This is a genomic window from Streptomyces sp. NPDC058864 (assembly GCF_042742985.1).
Taxonomy (GTDB): Bacteria; Actinomycetota; Actinomycetes; order Streptomycetales; family Streptomycetaceae; genus Actinacidiphila.
Map to the genome: position 1 here is coordinate 1 of NZ_JBHYMQ010000063.1, position 23526 is coordinate 23526.

Consider the following 23526-nt stretch of genomic DNA (forward strand, 5'->3'; position numbering starts at 1 on the left):
GGGGGCGGGGCCACCGTGCTGGCCCCCACCGGGGGCCCGCCCCCCCCCCCCCCGCCCGTCTCCCCCCGCGGCGCCCCCCCCCCCCGGGGGGCCCCCCCCCCCCACGGACCCCGGTCACGACGAAGGGCCGGGCGGGAGACGACTCCCGCCCGGCCCTTCGCGTGCGAGCGCTACTTCTTGTTGAAGTTGCCCGCGACCTGGGCGTCGAAGTCCTCGGCACCCTTGGCGATCGAGGTGAACGCCTCGCCGAAGTTCTCCAGGCCGTGGATGGCCTGGGTGAGGCTGCCGGTGAACTGCTCGTAGGCGTCACGGATGGCGGGGCTGGCCTGGGGCAGCACCAGCTCGTCGTTCAGCATGCTCTCGACCTGGCCCTTCAGGCTGCCGAGCCGGGTCATCCACTCCTGGCAGGTGGCCGCGTGAGTCGCCGCCCGCTGCCGGACGTCCTCGGGAACGATGTGAATCGCGGGCATTGCGTCGCCTTTCTGTTCTGATGACTGGCCTGGGGGTGGTGTCCCCGATCAGGCGATCTTCGGGTTGGTGCCCCCGTGGGTACCCGGGTTCTGCGGATGATTGTCCGGGTTGTTGGGGTTCTTGGCGTCGTGCGGGTCCTCGCCCGGCTTGTTGCCGCCGGACCACGTCCACTCCGGCGTCTTGCCGTCGGAGCCCTTCGGGCCGCGGGTGTACTCGGTGTGGCTGCCGTCGCTGCCGGTGACGGTCATGGAGCCGCTGCCGTCGCTGTTGATGTTGGCCACCGTGTGCGCGGTGCTGCCGTCGGGATACTTGGTGTCCGTCGTGTAGCTCGGGCCGTTGTACGTGGTGGTGGAGGTGTACTCGTTGCCGTCGTACTTGACGGTGGTCACCTCCTTGGTGACGTGGCCGTCCTTGTCGACCTCCACGTGCGAGTCGATCGATCCGCCGTTGGGCGTATCGACGTGGAAGTCGGGGGGCGTGTCACCGGGGTTCGTGGCGGAGCAGAAGTCCGGCAGTTCGCCGGGCCCCTCGCACTCCTTGAGGTGCTTCTGCTTGTAGTCCCACAGGTCCTTCTGCTGCCGCCAGTTCTGAACGTGCAGATTGGCGCTCATCACACCCATCTCGGCGCCCAGCTCGCGGTCGAACTCGCGGAACGCCTCGCCCACGCCGCCGAACGCGGAGGCCAGCTCCTTCAGGCCCTTGTCCGCGCGTTTCATGGTGCTGCTGGCGTTGGTGTGGAAGAGCGACATCGCACTGGCGACGCCCTCGTGCCCGAGGATCGCCTCCGCCTCACCGCTGCCCGAGCCGAGGCGGCCGAAGACGCCCTTGTTGATGAGCGGGTCGATCTCGCCCGCCAGGGCTTCCAGGTCGCGCTTCGCCGCGTTGAGGACGTCGTAGTCGATTTTGATCTCGGGCACAGGGGACCTCCGGACGGTCCTTGGAGAATCCGGTCACCACGACCACGCACCACGCCCCCCGCCGGTTCACCGCCGCGCGCGGGTTTGACCCACGTCACATGAACCACGCGCGTGCCCCGCGCGTGGTCCACGTGGAGAGCTCCGCCGTGCTTCTCTGCGCCGAACCGGGAGGAATCCCTGACATGCCTCGCCCGAGCGACTGGAACGTTCTCGGCCTCCACGGGGATCCGACCCCCGGAGACCCGGTCCAGATCCGTCTGCTGGTCGACGACCTGGTCAAGATCGGTACGCAGGCGAGGTCCATCGCGACGGCCATCGACCAGGTGATGAACACGGCGGACAGCAGTGTCTTCGCCGGGAAGACCGCTGACGCGCTGCGGGGCAAGGTCGACGACAGGCTGCGCAACCACATCAACGACGTGGCCGACTCCTTCTGGGAGGTCTCCCAGAACCTCGGTGCCTGGGCGAACCACATCGAGGACGCCCAGCGGAGGGCGGACGGCGCCCTGTCGGCCGCACGCGGCCTGCCGCAGGACGACCCGCAACTGGAGGCCCTTCGGCAGACCGCCCAGAGCGCGGGCACGGAGCTCGACGAGGTCGGCAACACCATCGCGAACGCGGTCAACAACGCCTCCGACATCCGGCTGCCGATCTCGGACTGCCAGGTCTTCTGGGAGATGTTCCAGATCCTGGCGATCATCCTCATCGTCCCGGCGCTGATCTTCGGCGGTCCGGTCGCCCTGCTCGCCCTCGGCGTCAACATGACGCTGTTCGTGAAGGCGGCCATCGATTTCGCCCGCGGCGACATCGGTTTCCTCGACCTGTTCCTCGCCGGCCTCGGCATCATCGCCCCCACCACGAAGGCGCTGCCGATCTTCGCCATCGGCGGCCTCCTCAAGTCCGGCTTCAAGGCCGCCCTCCAGTGGGGACGCAACGGCTTCATGTCCATAAAGGACATGGTCAGCGGGTTCCGGTTCGCCACCGTCTTCACCGGTCTGAGGGACGTCGCGCGGATCAGCCTGACCTGGGTGCGCCAGGGCGGACTGTGGGTCATGCAGAACTTCCACAACGTGCCCGCGCTCGGCGGCTCGGTGTTCGTCAAGGGCGGACTCGTCGTCGTGCAGGGCGTCCGCTCCATCCCCGTGGTGGTGCGCGGCTGGGGGTCGGCCATACGGGCCGGCGCCCCCGGGGCGTGGCAGAACTTCCGGGTCTTCGCGCAGGAGTCCTGGAGCAGCCAGATGGGCGGCGCCAAGTGGACGCGCCTGATCCTCCCCGTGACGCACACCGACATCGCGGAGTACGGGCTGAAGGGCGCCCTGCGCATGGGCTTCTGGGACCGCGGCGTCATGGGCCGCGGCGTCTGGGACCTGCCGGTGGGCGGCACGGTCGCGCACACCGTGAGCGCCGTGCCGATGGGCCCGCACGGCGCGACCCCGCACCTGGACCTCGGGCACGCCAACATCAACATGGCCCGCATGGACCTGGAGAACGTGCGCTTCGGCAACTTCGCCGACACCCACACCTCCGTCCGCCCGTCCTCCTTCTCCGTGGCGCCCGTCAGCACCGTCGACCTGACGGGGCTGCGGGTCGGCACGGTCAACCCCGTCTCGGTGCACGGGGCGAACGCCGTGTTCGACAACTCCACGGCGGGATTCCGGGCAGTGCGGCACATGGACGACGTGGTCGACATCGCCGGTACGCAGATGAGCCGGATGAGGATCGACGCCTTCGACGTGGCGCCCGGCCAGATGAGCGGGGGACTCGGGGTGAGCGCGGCGGCCCCGGGCGGCCATGTGACGCACTCCTCCGGTCTGTACGTGCCCGGCTCGGCCGGAGCCCCGGTCGTGCACGAAGGCGTGGACGTCGCCGCCCTCGTCGCCAAGGGCAACGGAGGCAACCTGCTCGCGCAGGGCCCGGCCGGCGTCCTGACGGCACCTCCCGGCGGGACCGGAGCGGTGCACACCGCCCTCACCGGTGCGCCCGCGCCCGCCCCGGGCGGCACGGCCCTGCACGACCTGCTCGCCGTCCCCGGCGCCCCGGGTACGGGAACCGGTGCCGCGCACACCGCGCTGACCGGCGTCCAGGCGCCGCCGAGCGGTGCCGGGATCCACGACCTCCTGGGGGCTCCGGGCGGGACGCCCGGGGCCCACGGCCCGCTCACCGGGGTTCCCGGGCACCAGAGCGGCACTGGTGCCGCAGGAGGCTCGGCGTTCGACCTGCTGTCGGGCGGCGCCAAGGGGACGCCGAACAACCCGGTGCCCACCCACATCGGGTCCGACCTCGGTGACAACGTCGCCGGTGCCGCCCGCGCCCACCAGGCACAGCTGAGCCTGGACGAGATCGTGCGGCCCGCCGGCAGCGGACGCCCCGGCTCCGTGGTCACCGACACCGTGCCCGGTCCCTCCGCGCACGGCGCTCCCGCTCCCGGCTCGCCCAAGGCCGGCCTGCACGGGACGCCGCCCAAGGACGCGGCCCGCTCCGCGCTCGACCTCCTCGACGACGGCCGCGGCGTCCGGCCCGTCGACGGGCCCGCCTTCGCCGGCGCGCCCGGAACCGGCAAGGCCGTGGACACCGACGCGGGCCACGCCTTCGCCGGCGCACCCGCGCGGAGCACCGACGACGCGGTCGTCACCCCGGGCGCGCACGACAAGGTCGCCGTCACCGGCGACGGACACGTCGCGGTGCCGCTGCGTCAGGACCCCGCCCCGGTTCCGTCCGCGAAGTCGGGCGGCGGGCGAGTGCACTCGCATGAGACGGAACTGTTCCACGAGGTCAACCTGAAGCTGGGCAAGATGGGGTCCGGCGCGGTGACGGTGGAGACCGTGACCGCCGCCCGCCAGGTGCTGGAGGACCTCCGCGGCGCCGGCTTCACCAAGGTCGACGTCCGGGCGCAGGCCGACCAGCTGGCCGTGCACCTCCACGGCCAGGAACGCGGGAAGCTCCCGGGAGGCGCGCACCCCTCGGATCTCGACGACGAGCTGAAGATGCCGGGATCCTGGCCTTCCGAGAACGAGGTCCCCCAGGTCACGTCGCGGCCGGCGCCCGAGAGCGAGCGGGTGAAGATCGAGCACGTGCCGTCGGGTTCGCACTGGGAGATCAAGCCCAAGAGGGACGACATCAGTCGCGCGCTCATTCCGGACGCCGAGGACCTGGCGGTGGCCCACTGGCTGCGCAATTCGGAGGACGTCCATGTGTGGGACACGGCCACGGCAAGCCAGGCACGGCAGGAGTTCGATACCGCGCTGCGGGATCTGGACGACCTCAGGAACGCGCGGAACAAGGCCGGTACCGACGGCGACTTCGGGAAGGCCCTCCAGCACCAGGAGGAGACGTTCCTGGAGAACCAGAAGCTGTTCGAGCTCCTGAGCGGACGTCCGGAACTGCAGAGGCTGCAGGAGCCGCAGCTGGCGGCCGTGATCATGATCGAGAGGCGCGCCCTGCGGAGCCTCGACAGCGACCGGAAGCTACTGACGGACAATCTGCTCAGCTGGAACAAGGAGCGCTCCCTCTGGAAGTGGGCAGAGGGATACGTTGAGAACGGCAAGGTTCCCGAGGGCCTGATCGACTCCGTCCAGAAGCACCTGCAGCAGGGCATGCCCCTGACCGTCAACCGGAACCTGGCCGAACTGAAGGGCGCAACGCCGCTCCTGGACGTGATGCTCCAGGACAACAAGGCCCTCTTCCGCAACGTGTGGGAGGTCAAGGGCACCGACCCCGGCCAGGTGTCGTACCTGAACGCCCGTGGTCCCGCCGAGGAGTCGCTGGGTTACCCGGCGACCGTCAAGCGGACGACGAACGCGTCCGGGAGTTACCCGGGTCTGGAAGGCCAGAAGTTCGCGCCGGGTCCCGGAGACCGCGGGACGCTCCCGCACTACGCCGCCGTCACGTCGGACTTCCGGCCCCAGGGCGCCTCGCGCTACGGCTCGGCGGTCTTCCACCTCAAGCCCGAGGTGGTCCAGCGGGCCACCTTCACGCCGGGGGACAGTTTCGGACGGGGTCTGGAGGGCGCCGAGGGCGTCACCGGCCTCGGCAACATGCTGCCGCTGATGAACAACGGCCGCGGGGGGCTGGTGCGCCTGGCGTTCGCCGAGGCGACCGACTTCAAGTACGACGCCCAGTTCCGCCAGCTCCGTGACACGGGCAAGCTGGAGGAGCACCTGTCGAAGGCCGGGTACTTCGAGGCCCAGATCCACGGCGGCGTGACGTGGCAGGACCTCGACCGCGTCGTGCTCTTCGAGGACGGCAGAGGTGCGGCCGCGATGCTGGACGAGCAACTGAAGCTCCAGCAGTTCGCCCGGGACAACGACTTCTCCTTCACCGTCGTCCTCGGAACGGATGCCAAGCCGACCCACGCCGGGGGTACGCACGTCACCGTTCCGGACACGTCACCGGCTCCGGGCGGAGCCCTGTCCGCTTCTCCCTCCCCCTCCCCGGCCGCCGTCACCGACGATGCCGCTCGCGCACCGGGCGCCTTCACCGACGCGGGCCGCGGTGGCGGCCGGATGAGCGTGTCGGACTTCGGGCGTCTGGCGGACATCGAGGGTGCGCGGGTCGAGAAGATCCTGGGGCCGAACGGCGGGGAGCTGCGCCGCACCTGGGCGGAGCTCGTGGCCGCCCGCAACGACCACGGTGAGGCGATGCCACGGTTGCGCGATCCCGGCGAGGCCAGTACCTCGACCGGCCCGGGCGTGACCGATCTGGCGGTGCAGAAGCAGGTCGACGCCGCCCAGGCACGGATCGATGCCGCGTGGAAGAAGCTCACCGAACTCCACGGCGATCCCGCGCGCATCGACGCACAGATGAACGAACTCTTCGCCGACGGTGCGAAGATCCGGGGCACCGGTGTCGGCGCCGGCCATGGTGCGACGGGACCTGTCGGCACCCCCCACCTCGACGCCAATGGCGCCACCGGCAACCCGGTCGACGCCCACGCGACGACCGACGAGGTGCTTACCGGCGGCAGCAACGGATCCACCCGCGGGACGGGCACGTTCGACGGTCCGCTCCACGGTGACGTGCGGATCACTTCAGGCGACGGACACACCGTCGTTCCGCCGCGACAGGAACCGGCACCGGCACCGGCGACCGGGCCGGGCGGCGGGCGAGTGCACTCGCATGAGACGGAACTGTTCCACGAGGTCAACCTGAAGCTGGGCAAGATGGGGTCCGGCGCGGTGACGGTGGAGACCGTGACCGCCGCCCGTCAGGTGCTGGAGGACCTCCGCGGCGCGGCCTTCACCAAGGTCGACGTCCGGGCGCAGGCCGACCAGCTGGCCGTGCACCTCGCGGGCCCGGAACGCGGGCAGCTTCCCGGCGGCGTCAGGCACACGGACTTCGCCGACGACGCGCCCGCCACCCCGGGGCCGGGCGGGCACCACGCACCGCCGGTCCCGCCGCGGCCTCCGCGGCCGGAGAGCGGCCTGCTCGACGGGCTCGACGACGTGGACCTGGACGACACCGGGGCGCCGATGCGTTCGCACCTCGACATGGACGACGACTCGGTGCCGGGCACCCCGGTCGGCGAACACGGGACCGAGGACCTTGACGGCTTCGCGAAGTTCATCGACCTGATCCGGCCGCTGCGGCAGCACGTGGAAGAGGCCATCGACAACCCCGCGGCGAACATCGAGGTGGCCCTCGTGGCGAGCCCGGGAGGCCGTACCTGGCGCGAGTTCTCCGACGACGTCGGCCACGCCATGGTGGCCGTGATCCTGCCGGGCGAGCGGCAACCGCTCACGATCGGCTTCTACCCCGAGGACGGGAACCTCTTCGGCAAACCGGGTGCCATCGTCAACGACGCCGAATACCTCGTCTCCGGGCACGTCCGCGTACTGGGCACCTACCGGATCACGGCGGCGCAGCTGTTCGACGGGTACCGCTACGCGATGGCCAACTCCGGTGCCGTGTACGACCTGTTCCGCTACAACTGCGTGCGGTTCGCCGAGGGCTTCGTCTCCGCCGCGCTCGGCAAGTCCGTGGCGGACCTGTGGGTGGCGGCCCCGTACCGCCTCGTCGACACGATGCTGCGCCGCGACGGCGCCTGGCACTGGGCGGACGGCACGTCGCCCGTGGCCAAGCTGACCGCCGACGACACGATCCGGTACCAGGACGCCTTCGGGGAGGTGGAGGACTGGCGGCGTGTCGACCCGGACGGGGCGCGAGACGCCACCGACCAGGCGAAGACCTTTGTGTTCTTCGACCACCAGCGTCCCCTGATCGACGGCAACATCGCGACCGTTCCGCAGAAGGAACGTCTCGCGATCCTCGGCCAGTTCGAGAAGATGATCACCCACACCATCCTCACCTCGGGTGACGACGCGGGACGCCAGCTGTCGCGCCAGCTGGGCGAGACGTACGGCACGCTCCGTCCGGGGCTGTCCGACCTGCCGGGACCGTCCGTGACGGTGCCCGCCGCCGACGACTCGCTCTCCGGGATCGGGCGGGGTTCCGTCGACAGCGTGCCGGAGCCGGTGCCGAGCCCCGGTGGGTCGGCAGCGGGGGACTCCGCCGGTCACCTGCCGCCGTCCTCGGTGCACTACCCGTCCGACGTGCAGCACATGTTCGGCGAGATCGACGACATGCTCCAGGACATGGGGCTGTTCCGGCACTCGCTCGACGACCTGCCGTCCGGTCCTCCGTCGCCCGTGCACCCCGGGACCGGCGGTGACGTCCACGTCGGCACCGGCGGGGACGACGTCGTTCGGTTCATGGACGAAACACGGCCGGTGCGGCAGCACCTGGAGCACGCGATCGCCGACCCCGCCGCCGACATCCGGCTGGTCCTGGGGACCGACGGCTCGACGGGCGCCCGTTCGCTGACGGTCTGGCTGCCGGGCCGCGACGCGCCGGTGCCCCTGGGCCCGGGCGCGCCGGGCGAACTCGGTGTCGTCCGGGGCACCGCCGACGGTGCCCCGGGGGGCGGGACGCACGTCCTGGAGGAGCACCGGATCACGGCGGCACAGCTGGAGAACGCCTATCTGTACGCGGCACGGAACCTGCCGCTGTGGCACACCGACGCGGGCCGGTTCACCGACGGGTTCATGGACGCGGTGCTCGACGCGCGGCCGGCGGTGCCCGATGGCTCGGCGGGCAGGGCGGTGCGCGACGTGACGGCCGATGTCACGGACGTTCCGCCCGTGGTGGGGGACAAGGGCAAGGGCAAGCCGTCCGCCGGCACCCTGGACACCACCGGTACCGGATCGGACCACGGCGGCGTGCGCGGGACCTTCGCGGACGACCTGTCGGAGATCGACGCGTCGGCGGCCATCACCGACGCCCGCCGCGAGCTGATCAACGCCCGGACGATCCGCGACGACCTGCAGACGCGCTACGTGGACGGCGTCGGCACCTCGGCCGAGGTCGACGGCGTCCGCTACCTCGAGTCGTGGCAGCAGGTCAGGCAGGCCGACGCCGCTCTGGCCCAGGCGGAGGCCCACTGGAACGACCTGACCGGCGGAGCGCCGCTCCCCGAGGTGCAGGCCTACACCGGCCACGGCCTCGGCGGCGGCGCGCCGCGCCTGCCGGAAGGGCTGCGTTCGCTGCTCCACCTCAAGGGCCGCGGCGACGTACTCCCCCCGGCTCCCGCGGGAGTCGTGCAGTCCGTCGACCACGTCCCGTCGGCGACCCACGTCGTCACCCCCCTGGAGGGCGGCAAGTTCAGCCACGCCCTGGTGCCCAGCGGCCAGGACCTGACGGTGGCCCACTGGCTGAGCGAACCGCAGTCGGCCCACGGCTGGCCCAAGGGCCAGGGCAAGGAGGCCTACGAAGGCGACCTCAAGGCCCACCAGGACATCCTGACCAAGGGGCTGGCGGGCGCGGAGCACGACGACGCGCTGAAGTCGGTGCTGCAGCAGCAGAAGAACTCGTTCGACGAGAACGTGCGGCTGTTCCAGGCCCTCGAAGGCCGAACGGAACTGCGGAACCTGCGTATGCCGCAGCTCTCCGCGATCGTCATGGCCGAACGGCGCGCCATCCGCACGCTCGCGGCGGACACGGACCAGCTGACCACCAAGCTGCGCGGCGACGACTGGGAGTGGGCGAAGGGCTACCGGCTCGACGGGGCGGAGGCCGGTGAGCTCATCACGAAGGTCCACAAGCATCTGCAGGAAGACCTCACACTCACGGTGAACCTCAAGCTCGGCAACCAACTGCCGGGCGGCGGGACGCTGCTGGACGCGATGACCGCGGACCAGCAGCTGCTCCGCAACGCATGGGAGATCGACAACGCCGGCGCCGGGTACTACGTCACGCGCGGCAACACGGAAGAGGCCCTCGGCCTGCCGTCGTCCGTGAAGCGGACGGCGGACGCCTCCGGGATCTACCCGGGCCAGGGCGGCAAGCAGTTCGCCCCGACCGCGGCCGACATCGCGGACCTCCCGAACTACGCCGCCCTCACCTCCAAGTACCGGCCCAGCGGCGTGAAGATGTACGGGCAGGCGGTCTTCCACCTCAAGCCCAACCTGATGGAACGGGCCACGTTCACGCCTGCGGACAGCTTCGGCCAGGGCCTGGACGGCGCCATGAGCGTCACCGGGCGAGGCAATATGCTTCCGCTGCTCAACCACGGCCCCGAGCAGCTGGTCCGGCTCGCCTTCGCCGAGGCGACCGACTTCCAGTACGACAGTGCGTTCCGCGGCCTGCGCGATGCCGGGAAGATCGAGGGAAGGCTCAACAGGTACTTCGAGGCCCAGCTCCACGGTGGCGTGAAGTGGGGCGACCTCGACCGCGTCGTGCTCGTGAACGATGGCTTCAACCCGGCTGGACTGCAGGCGCAGAAGCTGCAGCTGGAGCAGTTCGCCACGGACAAGGGGCTCTCGTTCACGGTCGAGGTCCACAACGCGCGACCGGGCGCCGCGGTCTCCGCCCCGGGCGCGCCCCCGACGCCCCCTGGGTCCGGTGGCGCCCATCCCGGTGGAACCGGCGGCGCGGGTCCCTCGTCGGTGCATGGGCCCGGGCCGACCAGCGGCCACCCGGGGGGTCCCGGCACTCCGCCCGCACCGGGCGGCAGCAAGTCCGGCGGCGCGGCCGGTGAAGTGCACGAGAACTACGAGGACCTCCGGTTCACCGCCTCGCTCCTGGACGAGGGCGGCGTGCCCCGGGCGGACCTCATGGACGAGGCCGCCAGGATCGCCGACACCCGGCACGTGCTGTCCCGTGAGGACGAGCTGTTCCACACGGTGAACCTGAAGCTCCAGAGGCTGGGGCAGGGGACCGTCACGCGCGCCGAGTTCGACGAGGCGTTCCGGACGCTGCAGGGGTACCACGGCGGCGTCCTGCCGAGGATGACCACCCGGGCCCTGGCCGAGGACGTGACGGCGGTCGCGCTCGGTGAGACGCCTCCGAGGCTGCGCGCCGGCATGCCGCCCGCGTCCGTCGGCGACGATGTGGCGGGGAGTTCCCCTGTCGCTGGACCCTCCGCACTTCCCGCGATCGACGGCCGGACGGTCGTCGGCATCGGGGGTCATGAGGGTGTGGTCGTCCGCGTGGAGAACGGCACGCCCCAGGTGCTCGGCGGCGGTGGCCACCACTTCGACGTGGTGGACGTGCAGAGGGGCGGCGCCGTGTTCACCGTCCGGCAGTTGGACAACAGTGGTTCGGCCGTGCACACCTGGACGTACCGCCGGGTGGGCCAGCTGCGTGTGGCCCAGGAGACCATGACGCTCTCCGGTGGCCACTTCGGCGGCACGGAGATCAGGTTCGCGAGCGGCGCCGTCACCGACCTCCGCGTCGGCGACGCCACCTGGCCCACGAAGCTCGGCCCCGACGGGGAGGTCTTCGTGGCCTCACCCGCGGGCAACCAGGTCTACCACCGTGTCACGGGTGCGCTGATCCGGAGCGACGCGCCCACGCGCGCCCCGCTCGCCCTGCCCGAGAACCTGCCGTCCGCGCAGGCCGACAGCTGGCGGGCCGGAGTCCACCTGGCCCAGTCACATCTCGGCAGGGCCGCCTCGGACAACAGCGTCAAGCTGTTCATGCAGAACATCATCGGCGGCGCCTTCACCTCCAAGAAGGGATACGGCGGGTACGTCAACCCCGGTGTCCTGGCCGCGGATTCGCGTCTTGTCGAAAAGGTCCGGCATTTCAACGCGGTCACCAGGGACCTGCTGCACGAAGGCGCCAACGAGCCGATGACGGTGTGGCGCGGCGTGTCGATGGACCCGCACGCCGCACGGGCCGACGAGTTCATCGAGCGGCTGCCCGCCTCCACCTCGAACAACCGTGAGTTCCAGGCGGAGTGGGCGAAGAACGGCGTCAGCAGCAACCGCGTGGTGTTCGAGATCGAGGTCCCGGCCGACCACGGCAAGCTCGCCATGGCATACCCGCCCGGCTACGGCAAGGCCGGTGACGACGCGGTGGCGCTCAACCAGGACCAGTGGGAGGTGACGCTCTCCCCGACCAAGCTGGTCCGGACCGGACCTTCCCGGATCGAGAACGACATCACCGTCATCCCCGTCCGCGCGGAGCAGATCGCGGCAAACGACCTCGAGCGTCTCATCACCGAGAAGTGGGAGGGCCTTGACCCGGCCACGGCCTTCAACGACTTCGGCAGGGCCTTCGAGCAGGAGGCGGTGCGACGCTGGGAGGGCCTGGAGGACGCGGTGGTCCGCCAGACAGACACAGACCCGTCGGTGAAGACCCTCGAGATCAGCGGTTCCGAACCGGCCGGCAAGCTCCAGGTGAAGACCCTCGAGATCAGCCGTCCGGGTCTGGCCGGCAAGCTCGAGGTGAAGATCACCCACGATTCGGAAGCCAAGACGGTGCGGGTCGACATCACCGGTGGCAAGGGTAAGTTCAACGGTAAGTGGAGCGGCGCGGGATTCAGTGAAATCGCCGCCGACCTGCGCGGCACGGTGCTCCACAACAACGACCTCTTCAACCCGCTGCCCGTCCCCGCCTCCTGGCACGAGGCCCCCGTCGCCACGCCTCACACCCCCGGCCAGGCCGGGACGGCACACACTGTGGGTGCACACACGGGTGGCCCGGAACTCCCGCGGCCGCAGTCCCGCCTCACGCCGGACGAGATCGAGCAGCGCTGGCTCCAGGACGGCGAGCGGGTCGACGCCCTCTTCGACGGCGTGGACGACGCGACCCGCGGGGCACAGCGCGAAGCCTGGCGCGACTACGTGAAGGCACGCTATGACCTCGGCCGGGCCGAGGACCTCGTGCGCGAGCGCCCTGGCGGCTCCTCGAACGGCCCGACCGTCCACCAGATCGCGGCCGACACGAATGTGCGCGTCGCGCGGTTCCACGTCGACGCAGCCGAGCGCCGTCTGGAGGGCCTCGGCATCGACCCGGTCCGCATGGAACGGGAGATGGACGCCCTCTACACCGCCAGCCTGCGCGAACGCCCCCGCATCGTCGCGGGCCTGTACGAGCCGGTGACGTATCCGGCCGTCGACCTCAAGCCGTTGCACACGGCTCTGGACGAACACACCAAGGCCGTCAGTGATCTCCGCCAGGCCGAGAACGAATTGGCCCAGGTTTCGGAGGGAGCCGACAAGTGGCCCGCCGCAAACGCCAAGGTGGCTTCCAAGGAGGCGGACGAGCTGGCGGCCAGGGCCGCCGTGGACGACATCGTGACGGAACACGAGAACTCCCGGCACCTCACCCAGGTCCAGCTCAGCCACCTCGTGGACGCGCGCGCGGGTTCCGGGGACGTGGAGCTCGCGCTGCGGCTCCGCGCGCACGCATTGGACCTCGACAAGGCCAACCGTGCGCAACCGCACGGTTCCGGACGCGCGGACCAGACCATCTGGTCCGCCGGCGAGATCGAGGAGCAGGTGGGCAGGGTGCGCCGGGAGGTCGCCCATCTCGAGAACACACTGAAGCCTGAGTCCGCGGCCACCCCCACACAGATCATCGAGCGCGCCGATGAACTGAGCCGTTCGGCAGGACGTCTCCAGGAGATGCTGAACGGATTCGTCAAGGACGCGGCCCCCCACGGCGGCCTCTATGCGCTGCGCAATGAACACGGCTCTCTGTCGCTTGCTGCGGACGGCTACGCGCGTCTGGTGGACGATGCCGCCCGCAAGGCCACGCCAGGCGAACCGGTGAGTCTCAAGGAGCCGTTCAGCGTCGACGCGGCGGTACTGCAATTGCGGGGCAGCGTCGTCGAGACCTTCCGGAAGTTCCGCACAGCCAAGGCGTACGGGGACGTGCCCGGAGGAACCCAGTGGAAGACCGTCCTCCCCGGTGACGAGCGGGCGTGGAAGACGCTGATCCGCGACTTCGACGAACTCTCCTTCCGGGACCGGGAATCGTTCGTCCGCAAGCTCTCGGAGGAGAACATCACCGGCCTCCGCAAGGAGGTCGACGAGCTCCTTCGCCGTATGGAACCCGGTGAAGCGGCGCAGTTCCGGGCACTCCTCGACAACCTGAACGACCTGGACTACCGCGTCAAGCACGCGACACCCGCGTATCACGCCATCGCCAACAGCGGACTCATGGCGTCCCAGGGCGACCTGGAGCGCAGGGGCGTGAGGTTCCTCGCGTCCGGCAAGAGCTCGGCGAAGAACACGTCCAACCTCGGCAACGACGACTTCGTCTTCTTCCGGATGGAGGCCGGCGACGAGGCGATGCAGACGCGCTACGGACCCACCACCCTGATCTTCGACGCCAAGGTGCTCGAGGAGAAGGGCGGTTGGGTCTCGCTCCACGACCAGCTGAACCCCCTGGACCGGGAGACGATGCGCGACCTCAAGTGGGAGGGCAAGAGCGTCCGCACGGCCGCGCCCGACGACGGCTTCAAGGAGACCGGTCAGCGCTCCCGCTGGACGTACCAGTACCCCGGCGGAGGGGAACCCCGGCACGTCTCCTTCGAACAGGAGGTCTTCCACGGGGCGCACGCGCAGGAGGCCCTGTCCCTCTCGGTGGTGCGTGAGGTCGCCTCCGTCGCGGCCGACTTCCGGGCGCACGTGTTCAAGGTCATGGGGGACCAGGACGCCCTGGGGTCCATCGTCTCCAGGTTCTTCCGTCCTGAGGCGAAGTTCGGCTCCGGGCTGCCCATCAACCCGTCCGGCGGCGCACGGCTCTCCGACTGGCCGGCTCCACTGAAGGTCGTGGAGCCGGACGGCGACGGCCGGTACCTCGCCGACGGCACGGTCGACCCGATCGCCAGGGCCGCGGGCAAGCAGTTCGACGAAGCGTCCGACAAGTTGCGTCAGGCCGGCAACGGTAAGACGAGCGGACACACCGGTTCGGTGACGTTCCTCCTGCGCAAGGCCAGGACCCACGCGGAGCTGTCCGTCAAACTCACAGGGCAGTTCCTGGAGGGCGCCGACGGTGCGCGCCTTCAGATGGCCGAACGGCTTCTGAAGGAGCGCAGCGACCTTCTGGCCAGAATCGAGGCGGAGCAGGCGTCGTGGAAGCTGACCGTGGAGAGCCGGCAGGCCTTGCCGCAACGTCCCGCGATATTGGTGGAGGCCGCACCGGAGACAGTGCCGCCGAAGGCCGGCGAGAACCTGAACGTCGTAAGTGTGGACGACTTGCTGAAGCGTCCCGCGAAGCCGGTGGAGGACGCACTGGCGACGGTGATGCCGAAGCCGAATGAGAACGTTCTCAAGATGGCCCGGGTGCTGGCCTACTCCGACGGCTTCAGACCGCTCCACAACGCGAACGACACGTTGGAGACCACCGCGGCGGTCGGTCTCAGCAAGGCGCAGTTCAGCAGGGCGTTCAGAACCCTGGACAAGGCGCAGCTCGTCGTAGGCAAGGAAGAGGGGCTGTTCCTTACGCAGCAGGGACGCGACCTGCTGCTCCCCGCGCAGCCGGCGGCGGACCTCCACGTCCCGCCCCTCGCGGGCGGCTCCGGCCTGCCGCACACCGCGGTGGCAAGCGGATCCGGCGCCGTGCCGCACAGCCCCGCCCCGGCCGACGGGTTCGCCGCGAGCCCCAAGGGCAGTCACGGCGGGGAGGGCCCGAGCGGTCCGCCGCCGCGCGACGCCGAGGCGCCGGGTGTCTCCGTTCCGCACAGCACGGTCACGCCGTCCGATGCCGTCGTCAGCCGGCTCGTCGACGGGCCCGGGACGCGCCCGCTCCCGGCCGACACGCGGCCGGCGGCCCCGCACGCCGACGTCGACGGCGGCGGTGCGCCCGTCGCTCACGACGCCGTGGACACGACCGTGCCCGGCAGCGGAGGTTCGCCGGAGTCCGACCTGCTCGACCCGGCAGTCGTCATGGCGCGGACATCCACCCCGACCGGTGCCGGCCCCCGTTCGGGCACCGACGCTGTCGACGGCGGGCCGACCGCGTTCCACGACGTCCCCGAGACGGAGCGCGGTGCCCACCGGCTCCTGCAGGAGCACGCCGGGTCCGGCACGGGCCACGGCGGCGGCGTGGCCGCCCTCGACGATCTGGCGGAGCGCATTCGTACCTTCCTGGCCCGTGGCGACCTCCAGGACGCAACCCGTACCCGGCTCCAGACGGCCCTCACCGACACCGAACGTCAGGCCGGCGCCCTGCGCCTGCTCGCGGGGAACGATGTGTCGGCAGCGCCGGCCCCCGCCCCCGCCCCGGCGGCCGCAGGGCGCGGCGCCGACGACGTACCGTGGGCCGAGGACTACCGCCGGGTGGAGGAACTCCTCGGCCGCGAAGGGGATCCCCGCCGCGAGGGCTGGGCCGAACTGACCCGGGCCCGGCAGGACCTCGGCAGTGCTGAGGACGCGCTTCCGCACGGGGAGGCGAGCACGTCCCAGGGGCTCAGCGCGATCGAGGAGCAACTGCGCTCCGACACGCTGGCGGCCCGCGACCGGGTCACGTCCGCGATCGACGACCTGCGGGACCAGGGGATCGACCCGCACCAGGTCGAGAACCGGATCCGCGAGATCAACGAACGGGCCGCCGCCGACCGCGGTGCGACTCCCGGCGCGGGGACACTGGACGAACTGCCCGACACCGCCGAAGTGACGGCCGGGCCTCGCGTCCACCTGAGCGACTCCGGCGTCGACGGGCCCAACGGACTGGTCATCGAGCGCGTCGCGGCCGGCGACGGCAGCGTGACCCACCGCGTCCTCGGCCGCGGGCTCGAGCCCGACGAGGGCCGGACCGTTGCCTTCCGCGACGGCGGGTTCGACGTGCGGCACACCGAGTCGGACACAGTGGTCCGCTACAACGAGTCGGGCATCAGGACCGCCCAGGAGGTGCCACTGCGCAACGCCGCGGGAGATGCCAACGGCCTGCGGCTGCACACCGACCTCAACGGCCGCGGCCGTCCCGACGCGGCCCGCGTTCTCGGCCCGGACGCCGAGCACCACCTCGCGGAACCGCTGGAGGACGGGACGGTCCGCGTCACCGACACCCGTACCGGCGTCACCACCCGCTTCCGGAGCAGCGGTCACCCCCTCGACGAGGGGCTGCGGCTGCGCGGGGCGGACGGCGCCACGGCCGAGGGAGACCTCGTGCTGGTGCGCGAGGGCGGCACCACTCGCCTCACCGACGTCCAAGGGGACGAGGTCGCCCGCACGGTGACCCCCCTGGGAGACGGTGCCGGTTACAGGATCACGGACGACGCCACGGGAGTGTACGGACGTCACGACGGTGCCGGACGGCTCCAGGAGAGCGGGCTCTCGCTCACCGACGAGACCGGCGGCCGCGGCAGGCTGTTCCTGCCGGAGGGCGGCGCGGGCACCCGTACGCTGACGGACGCGCACGGCGTCCCGCAGCGCGGGACCGTCACCACCCTTCCGGGCGACGCGGGCTTCCGGATCACCGACGACGCGACCGGCGCGACCACGCGCTACGCCCCGAACGGCCGGTGGCAGGACGCCGGGACCGCCCTCGCGGACCCGGTGGACGGGACGCGCGGAGCCCGGATCGCGGTGCCGGACGACGGTGGGCTGCGCCTCACGGACGGCGTGGGCAATCCGCTGACCGAGCGCGTGACGGACGTCGGCGGAGGCCGCCTCCGGACGCTGGACATCACCACCGGGCGGTCCGTGCTCCACGACGCCCAGGCCCGTCCGGTCCAGACCGGTACGGCACTCGCCGACCCGGTGAACGGTGCGCGCGGCAACCGGTTCGTCGTTCCCGGCGAAACCGCGGGCCACCGGCTCACCGACGCCACGGGCGCCCGGCTGCCCGAGCGGGTCCGGACCCTGCCCGGCGCCGGCGGTTTCCGGGTGACCCACGCCGAGGGTCACCAGACGTTCGCACCTGACGGGACGTTCACCGGCGACGGCGTGCGGCTCACCGGCCGCGGCGGTGCACCGGCGGGCCACCTGGACCGCCCGGCGGGCGCGGGGCGGCAGTGGGTGGACGACACGTTCACGCCCGACCCCCAGCGGGCCGTGACCGTCCACCCGAACGGCCACATCGAGATCGCCCGGCCCGGCAACGGCCACCAGGTGTTCCACGGCACGACCGGCCACCTGGTGCAGGAGGTCACCCCGCTGCACGGCGGCGGCCGCCAGGTCACCGCGGCCGACGGCTCCTTCGCCCGCCACGACGGGACCGGCGCCCTGACCGCTCACGGCACCCCGCTGCCGGACCAGCCGGGCGGCCGCGTCCTCGTCACGCAGGCGCCGGGCCCGGACGCCCCCAACGGCGCCCACTGGCTGGAGGACGCCACGGGCAACCGCCTCGCGCACTGGGACGTCACGGCGGGGCCGCAGGGCGACGTACGGATCGAGTACACGCGGCCCGGCAGCCCGCGCCGCGGCGAGTTCATCGGGCTGGACCCGAACGGCACGATCGTCCGGCAGGGCTTCAACGTGCTCGACAGCGGCCGCCCCACCGGATTCCGGTACGAGGTGGACCGCGCGGGCGGCACCTGGCGGCGCACCGACGAGGCGGGCGTCCGCTCCGGCGACGGCGTGTTCCACCACGGCACCGTCGACGCGGCGGGAGCCGCCAACGGGCGTCTGAGGCTGCTGTCCTCCACCGGCGCGCCGGTCCCCGTCTTCGAACGGCGTCCGCTGCCCGGGGGCGAGGTGCTCGACGCCTTCCGGCGCACGGACACCATCGCGTTCGGCCGCACCAACCCGCGGACCACCTGGGCGCACTGGGACTCCGCGGGTTCGCTGCGCGGCTCCGGTTCCCGTCACTACGACACCGCGGGGACCGGCTGGCAGGACGTGGACGGCCTGGGCCGCGCGCTGCGCGAGTACCGGGACGGACTGCAGAAGTACGACGGCCGCACCGGCCACACCGTGGCCGTGAAGGAGACCGACGGCTCCTGGACGTGGCACCGGTTCGACGGTACCGCCAAGGAGCTGGACTCCGGCCCCCGCACCCGGGACCGGCACGATTCCGGGTGGACCGACCGCAACCGGGACGGCGAGGTCGTGCAGCGGCAGTGGGGCATGGGCCACCAGCCCGAGCGCGCCGGGCAGTACCAGGAGTGGACGCTGTCGCGGGACGGCTCGCTGCCGGGTACGTGGGAGCGTCAGTCGCCGCACGGCAAGGAGGCCGGCAAGGCAGAGGTCGTCGACGGTCAACTGCTGGTCACCGAGCGGTGGCGCGAGCAGCGCCCGCCCGTCTGGGTCCGCAGGGGCCTGCTCCCCGGCGCGGGGGACGCGGAGCGCGCGTACGCCCATGTGCTCGGCGACAACGCGTACCAGATGTTCGGCTGGGAGAAGCGGCCGATCGGCACCGGCACCGGCACCGGATCCTCGGGCCTGCGGTACGTCGGCCTGGACGGCGGTGTCCTGGACCTGACGGCGGACGGCGACTTCGCGCGCCTCACGACCAAGCTGCACGACGGTACGACGCTCAAGGTCGGCGACCACGCCGGGCGTCCCGCGCACGACCCCGCGATCGCCGGGTCCCAGCCGTGGGAGGCCGGCGGGCGGACCGGCTACCGGGTGCCGGGCACGGACGCCCGCATCCTGTGGCGGGACGAGTTCACCGACGCCACGGGCGTGCACCGGGTGGCCCGCGAGGGCCTCCCGGGCGGGGTGGTGCGCGAGTACACCGACCCGCCGGCCGTGGACGTCCCCGCGGGCCACGGCGCCTGGGTCACCCGTGACGCGCACGGAAACCTGACCGGTGTGCGGTACCGGAACCCCAACGGCGTCGCGGACAGCTTCATCGAGGGTGTGGGGAAGACGGACTCCGCGAAGTGGAGGTGGCGCGAGGTGAACGCCGAGGGCACCGCTCTCGGCCCCTCCGGCACCAGGGAGTTCTTCCGCGGCTCCAGCGACCCGAAGCTGTCGTGGGACGACTCCTTCCGGGACTTCGACGCGAACCGCAGGCTGGTGCGCGAGCGCCGCATGCTCGACAACGGCCGCTACGTGGAGGCATGGCGCGACCCGGCCGCGGGCGACCGCTGGCTGACGTCGAAGTACGAACGGAACGGGAACCCGGTCGCCACCGCCCCGGGACAGCAGGTCCGCACCTGGTGGAACGGCACGGCCTGGCAGGACCAGTGGTCGCGCGGCGCACGGCACTTCCGTGACGAACTGCGGCCGCTGCCCGGCGCCGACGGTGCCGCCGTCAGGCTCCGCGAGGTACCGGTCGGCCTCGGCGGCCCGCTGCGGGTGCGCGAGTACGACCCCGCGGCCGCGACCGCGCACTCGGTGTGGAGGGAGTTCGACCACGGCTCCGTGGTCCGCGAGCGACGGGCGGAGGGCACCGGCTACCTGGAGACCGACGCCTGGCGCGGCCAGTGGAACCGCTACGACGCCGGCGGCGAACTCGTCGCCCAGCGCACCGACAGCGGCCTGGTCTGGGAGCGCGGCGGTCCGTTCGGGCAGATGAGGCTGGTCGGCAACGAGTACGACTACCGCGGGCCGCTGACCGAGATCCGCGGCTGGGGGCGCCGGATCCGCGAGGCCCAGCGCATGCCGTGGTCCGGGACGGTGGTCCCCGACGGCGCCGGCCCGGCGCTCCGCGAGGCCCGGTACGAACCGTACTGGCGGACGGTGGCGTACAAGGCCGCCGTGGAGTTCGGCCAGGAGTTCGTCCTGGAGTTCGGCGCCAACCTGGCCGTGAACGGCATCGTGGCCGCGGCCCAGGACAAGCCGTTCACCGGCAAGGACGTGCTGAAGGCGTTCGCCAACGCCGCCGTGTCCTCGGGCGTCAAGACCGGCGTCGGCATCGCGGTGCACGAGAACCGGATCCCCGGGCTCCGCAACCTCGGCAACCCCAAGACGACGCTGGCCAACATCGACGGCGGCAAGCACCCGCAGCGCAGGCCGTTCAACCACGACAAGACCTGGACCAACGAGTGGGCCGGGAACGAGACCCCCACCCGCTGGCGCGGCGGGATCTACGACTTCACCTTCAGCGCGGGCACCAGCGTGATCTCGGGGTGGGTCAACGGTGCCATGAACGCGGCCGTGTGGGGTGTCAGCGACGCCAACGGGAACACGGTCAAGCTCAGCGGCGCCGACGCCTTCTTCGACGGCGGCATCAACGCCGCGGCGGCGCTGACCACGTCGGCCTCCACCGCGCTGGTGAAGAACGTGGTGGTGCTGGGCGGCGGCAGCCGGCTCTTCCACCGTCAGGGCTTCGCGGACTTCTGGATCCAGCTACCCTTCAAGATCTTCGAGAAGTCGATCCAGTCGGTTTACCTGACCGGTGCGTACCGTGCGAGCATCAACCCGTCCTGGTACCAGGTGCCGCCGGCCGGCACCCAGTAGAAGCAGTAGAGGATCCGGAACATGACGCGTCACACCGTGGCCCCGAAAGGACAGGGCGGCCGGGGGGCCTTCCACCGGATCGCCGACGCGGTGCGCGCCGCCGCGCCCGGCGACGTGGTGGTGATCGCCCCGGGCACCTGGACCGAGGCCGTGGTGCTGGACCGTGCCGTCGTGCTCACGGCGGAGCACGGCCGGGGGAGCGTCGTGCTGGCCGCGCCGCCAGGGGACCGTCCCGCGCTGACCGTCGACGGCCCGGACTGCGCCGTGCACGGCGTCACCGTGTGGGGCGCCGACGACGGGGCCCCCGCGATCGCCGTCTCGCCCGGCGCCGGACTGGTGCTGGAGGACTGCGCCGTCGAGGGCGGCCGCGTCCAGGCCCGCGGGCCGGAGGACGAGGAGAGCGGGACGACCGCCCTGATCCTCCGGCGCTGCCGCCTCGAGCGCGCCCGGCTGGCCGGCCTGCACTTGGCCGGGGCGGTCCGCGCCCGGGCCGAGGACACCAGCGTCACGGGCGTGGACGGCACCGGCGTCGTGCTCTCCGGAACGGCCCGGCTGGACGCGGCCCGCCTGCGGCTGGACCGTACGACCGGGTCGGGCGTCCGGCTGCGCGGCAGCGCACGCCTGCGGCTCGCCGACTCCACGCTGACCGGCACCGGCCGGGCCGGGCTGCTGCTGGAGGAGGCCGCCGAGGCCACGGCCGGCGAACTGCGGATCGAGTCGCCCGGTGCGGCCGGTGTGCACGTCACCGGCACGGCGCGCGCCGAGCTCACCGACTGCCGGATCCGCGGGGCCTCGGCCAGCGGGGTCGTGGTCCAGGACAACGGGGTGCTGAACGCGAACGGCTGCGCCGTCGCGGATGCCGGGGCCAACGGTCTGCTCGTCACGGGTGCCGCGCAGGCCCGGCTCGCGGACTGCCGGATCGACCGCAGCGCCTTCAGCGCGGTCCATCTGTCCGGCACCGCCACCGGGCGGCTGACCGACTGCCTCGTCCGCGACGGGGCCGAGCACGGCGTCCACGCGGCGGGCGAGGCCCGTCTGGAACTCGCGGACTGCGGGATCAGGAACGTCGCCATGACCGGCGTCGCCGTGGCCGAGCAGGCGGTGGCGACGGTGACCGGCTGCCGCATCGACGACGTGGCGACGGGCATCGGCGTCGGCTCGACCTCCGAGAGCCGGGTCGAGCACACCACGGTCACCGGCACCAAGGACATCGGGGTGCAGGTCGCGACCGGTGGCACCGCCGTCCTCACCGGCATCAGGGTCACGGGGGCGGGCGCGGCGGGCGTCGTCGTCGACAAGGGCGCCGAGGCCACCCTCAACGGCGGCTCGGTGGAGGACTGCGCCGGCTCCGGCGTCGTCGTGTGGACCGGGGCCCGGTCCACGGTCGCGGACCTGCGCATCGACCGGCCCGCCAAGAACGGCGTCTTCCTCGCCGAGGGCGCCGCCGGCACCTTCACCTCCCTCGAGGTGTCCGGCTCCGGCTTCCCAGCGCTCCACGTGGGCACGGGCGCGGACCCCGTCTTCCGGCACTGCCGGATCCGCGAGTGCGCCGACGCGCTCGGCACGGACGAGGGCGCGGCACCGGAACTGGACGACTGCACCGCCGACGGCGCCCCGCTGACCTTCGGCGCACCCGCGGCCGCCCCGGCGGCGCCCGCCACCCCGGGCGTCCCCGCCGCACCGCCCGCGGGCACGCGCCCCGCGGCCACCGGCGACGACGGGGACGTGCCCGAGGAGAGCCTGGAGGACCTGCTGGGCGAGCTGAACGCCCTCGTCGGCCTCGACCGCGTCAAGCACGACGTCGGCTCGCTGGTGAAGCTCATGCAGACCGTCCGCCGCCGCGAGGAGGCCGGACTGCCCGCCCCGCCGCTCAGCCGGCACCTGATCTTCGCGGGCAACCCCGGCACCGGCAAGACCACCGTGGCCCGCCTCTACGGCAGGCTCCTGAAGGCCCTCGGACTGCTGCGCGAGGGCCACCTGGTGGAGGTCGACCGCACCGCGCTGGTCGGCGAGTACGTCGGCCACACCGGCCCCAAGACCACCGCGGCCTTCAACCGCGCCCTGGGCGGCGTGCTCTTCATCGACGAGGCCTACTCGCTCGCCCCCGTCGGTGCGGGCAACGACTTCGGCACGGAGGCCGTCGCCACCCTCGTCAAGCTCATGGAGGACCACCGCGACGACGTCGTCGTGATCGCGGCCGGCTACCCCGGCGACATGGACCGCTTCATCAGCTCCAACCCGGGCCTGTCCTCCCGCTTCGGCCGCACGCTGCTCTTCGAGGACTACGCGGCGGACGAGCTGGTCTCGATCGTCGAGTACCAGGCCGCGGAGCACCAGTACGAACTCACCTCCACCGCCCGTGCGGAACTCACCCGGCTCTTCGAGCTCCTCCCGCGCGGCGAGGGCTTCGGCAACGGCCGGTCCGCGCGCCAGATGTTCCAGGAGATGACCGAACGGCAGGCGCAGCGCGTCGCCGAACTGGACGACCCCACCGCGGACCAGCTCATGGCCCTGGAGGCCCACGACCTCCCGCAGCCCGCGGTCCGCGGCTGACCGCCCGG

At 72.1% G+C, this 23526-nt stretch carries 4 protein-coding genes; 2 read left to right on the forward strand and 2 right to left on the reverse strand.

Annotated elements, in window-relative coordinates:
- Positions 1 to 170 precede the first annotated feature (170 nt).
- The gene (locus ACFW3D_RS32895; protein ID WP_500510529.1) at positions 171 to 470 is read right to left on the reverse strand and encodes a hypothetical protein; all 300 of its coding nucleotides are present in this window, start codon (positions 468 to 470) and stop codon (positions 171 to 173) included.
- A gap of 48 nt (positions 471 to 518) precedes the next feature.
- Complete coding sequence (locus ACFW3D_RS32900) at positions 519 to 1388, reverse strand: hypothetical protein (RefSeq protein ID WP_500510531.1); 870 nt, start codon at positions 1386 to 1388, stop codon at positions 519 to 521.
- A 182-nt stretch (positions 1389 to 1570) separates the two neighbouring features.
- Here ACFW3D_RS32900 and ACFW3D_RS32905 point away from each other — a divergent pair, with 182 nt between their 5' ends.
- Together ACFW3D_RS32905 and ACFW3D_RS32910 are read left to right on the forward strand one after the other, a co-directional pair.
- Positions 1571 to 20965 carry a hypothetical protein gene (locus ACFW3D_RS32905; protein WP_500510534.1) on the forward strand — a complete coding sequence of 6465 codons (19395 nt, stop codon included), beginning with the start codon at positions 1571 to 1573 and terminating at the stop codon, positions 20963 to 20965.
- A 21-nt stretch (positions 20966 to 20986) separates the two neighbouring features.
- Positions 20987 to 23518: a right-handed parallel beta-helix repeat-containing protein gene (locus tag ACFW3D_RS32910; RefSeq protein ID WP_500510536.1), complete on the forward strand. Its 2532-nt coding sequence runs from the start codon at positions 20987 to 20989 to the stop codon at positions 23516 to 23518.
- Positions 23519 to 23526: the final 8 nt, after the last annotated feature.

Excerpts from the sequence above, each read along its gene's own strand:
- ACFW3D_RS32895 (WP_500510529.1), bottom strand. The coding sequence starts at position 470 with ATGCCCGCGATTCACATCGTTCCCGAGGACGTCCGGCAGCGGGCGGCG.
- ACFW3D_RS32905 (WP_500510534.1), top strand. The coding sequence starts at position 1,571 with ATGCCTCGCCCGAGCGACTGGAACGTTCTCGGCCTCCACGGGGATCCG.
- ACFW3D_RS32910 (WP_500510536.1), top strand. The coding sequence starts at position 20,987 with ATGACGCGTCACACCGTGGCCCCGAAAGGACAGGGCGGCCGGGGGGCC.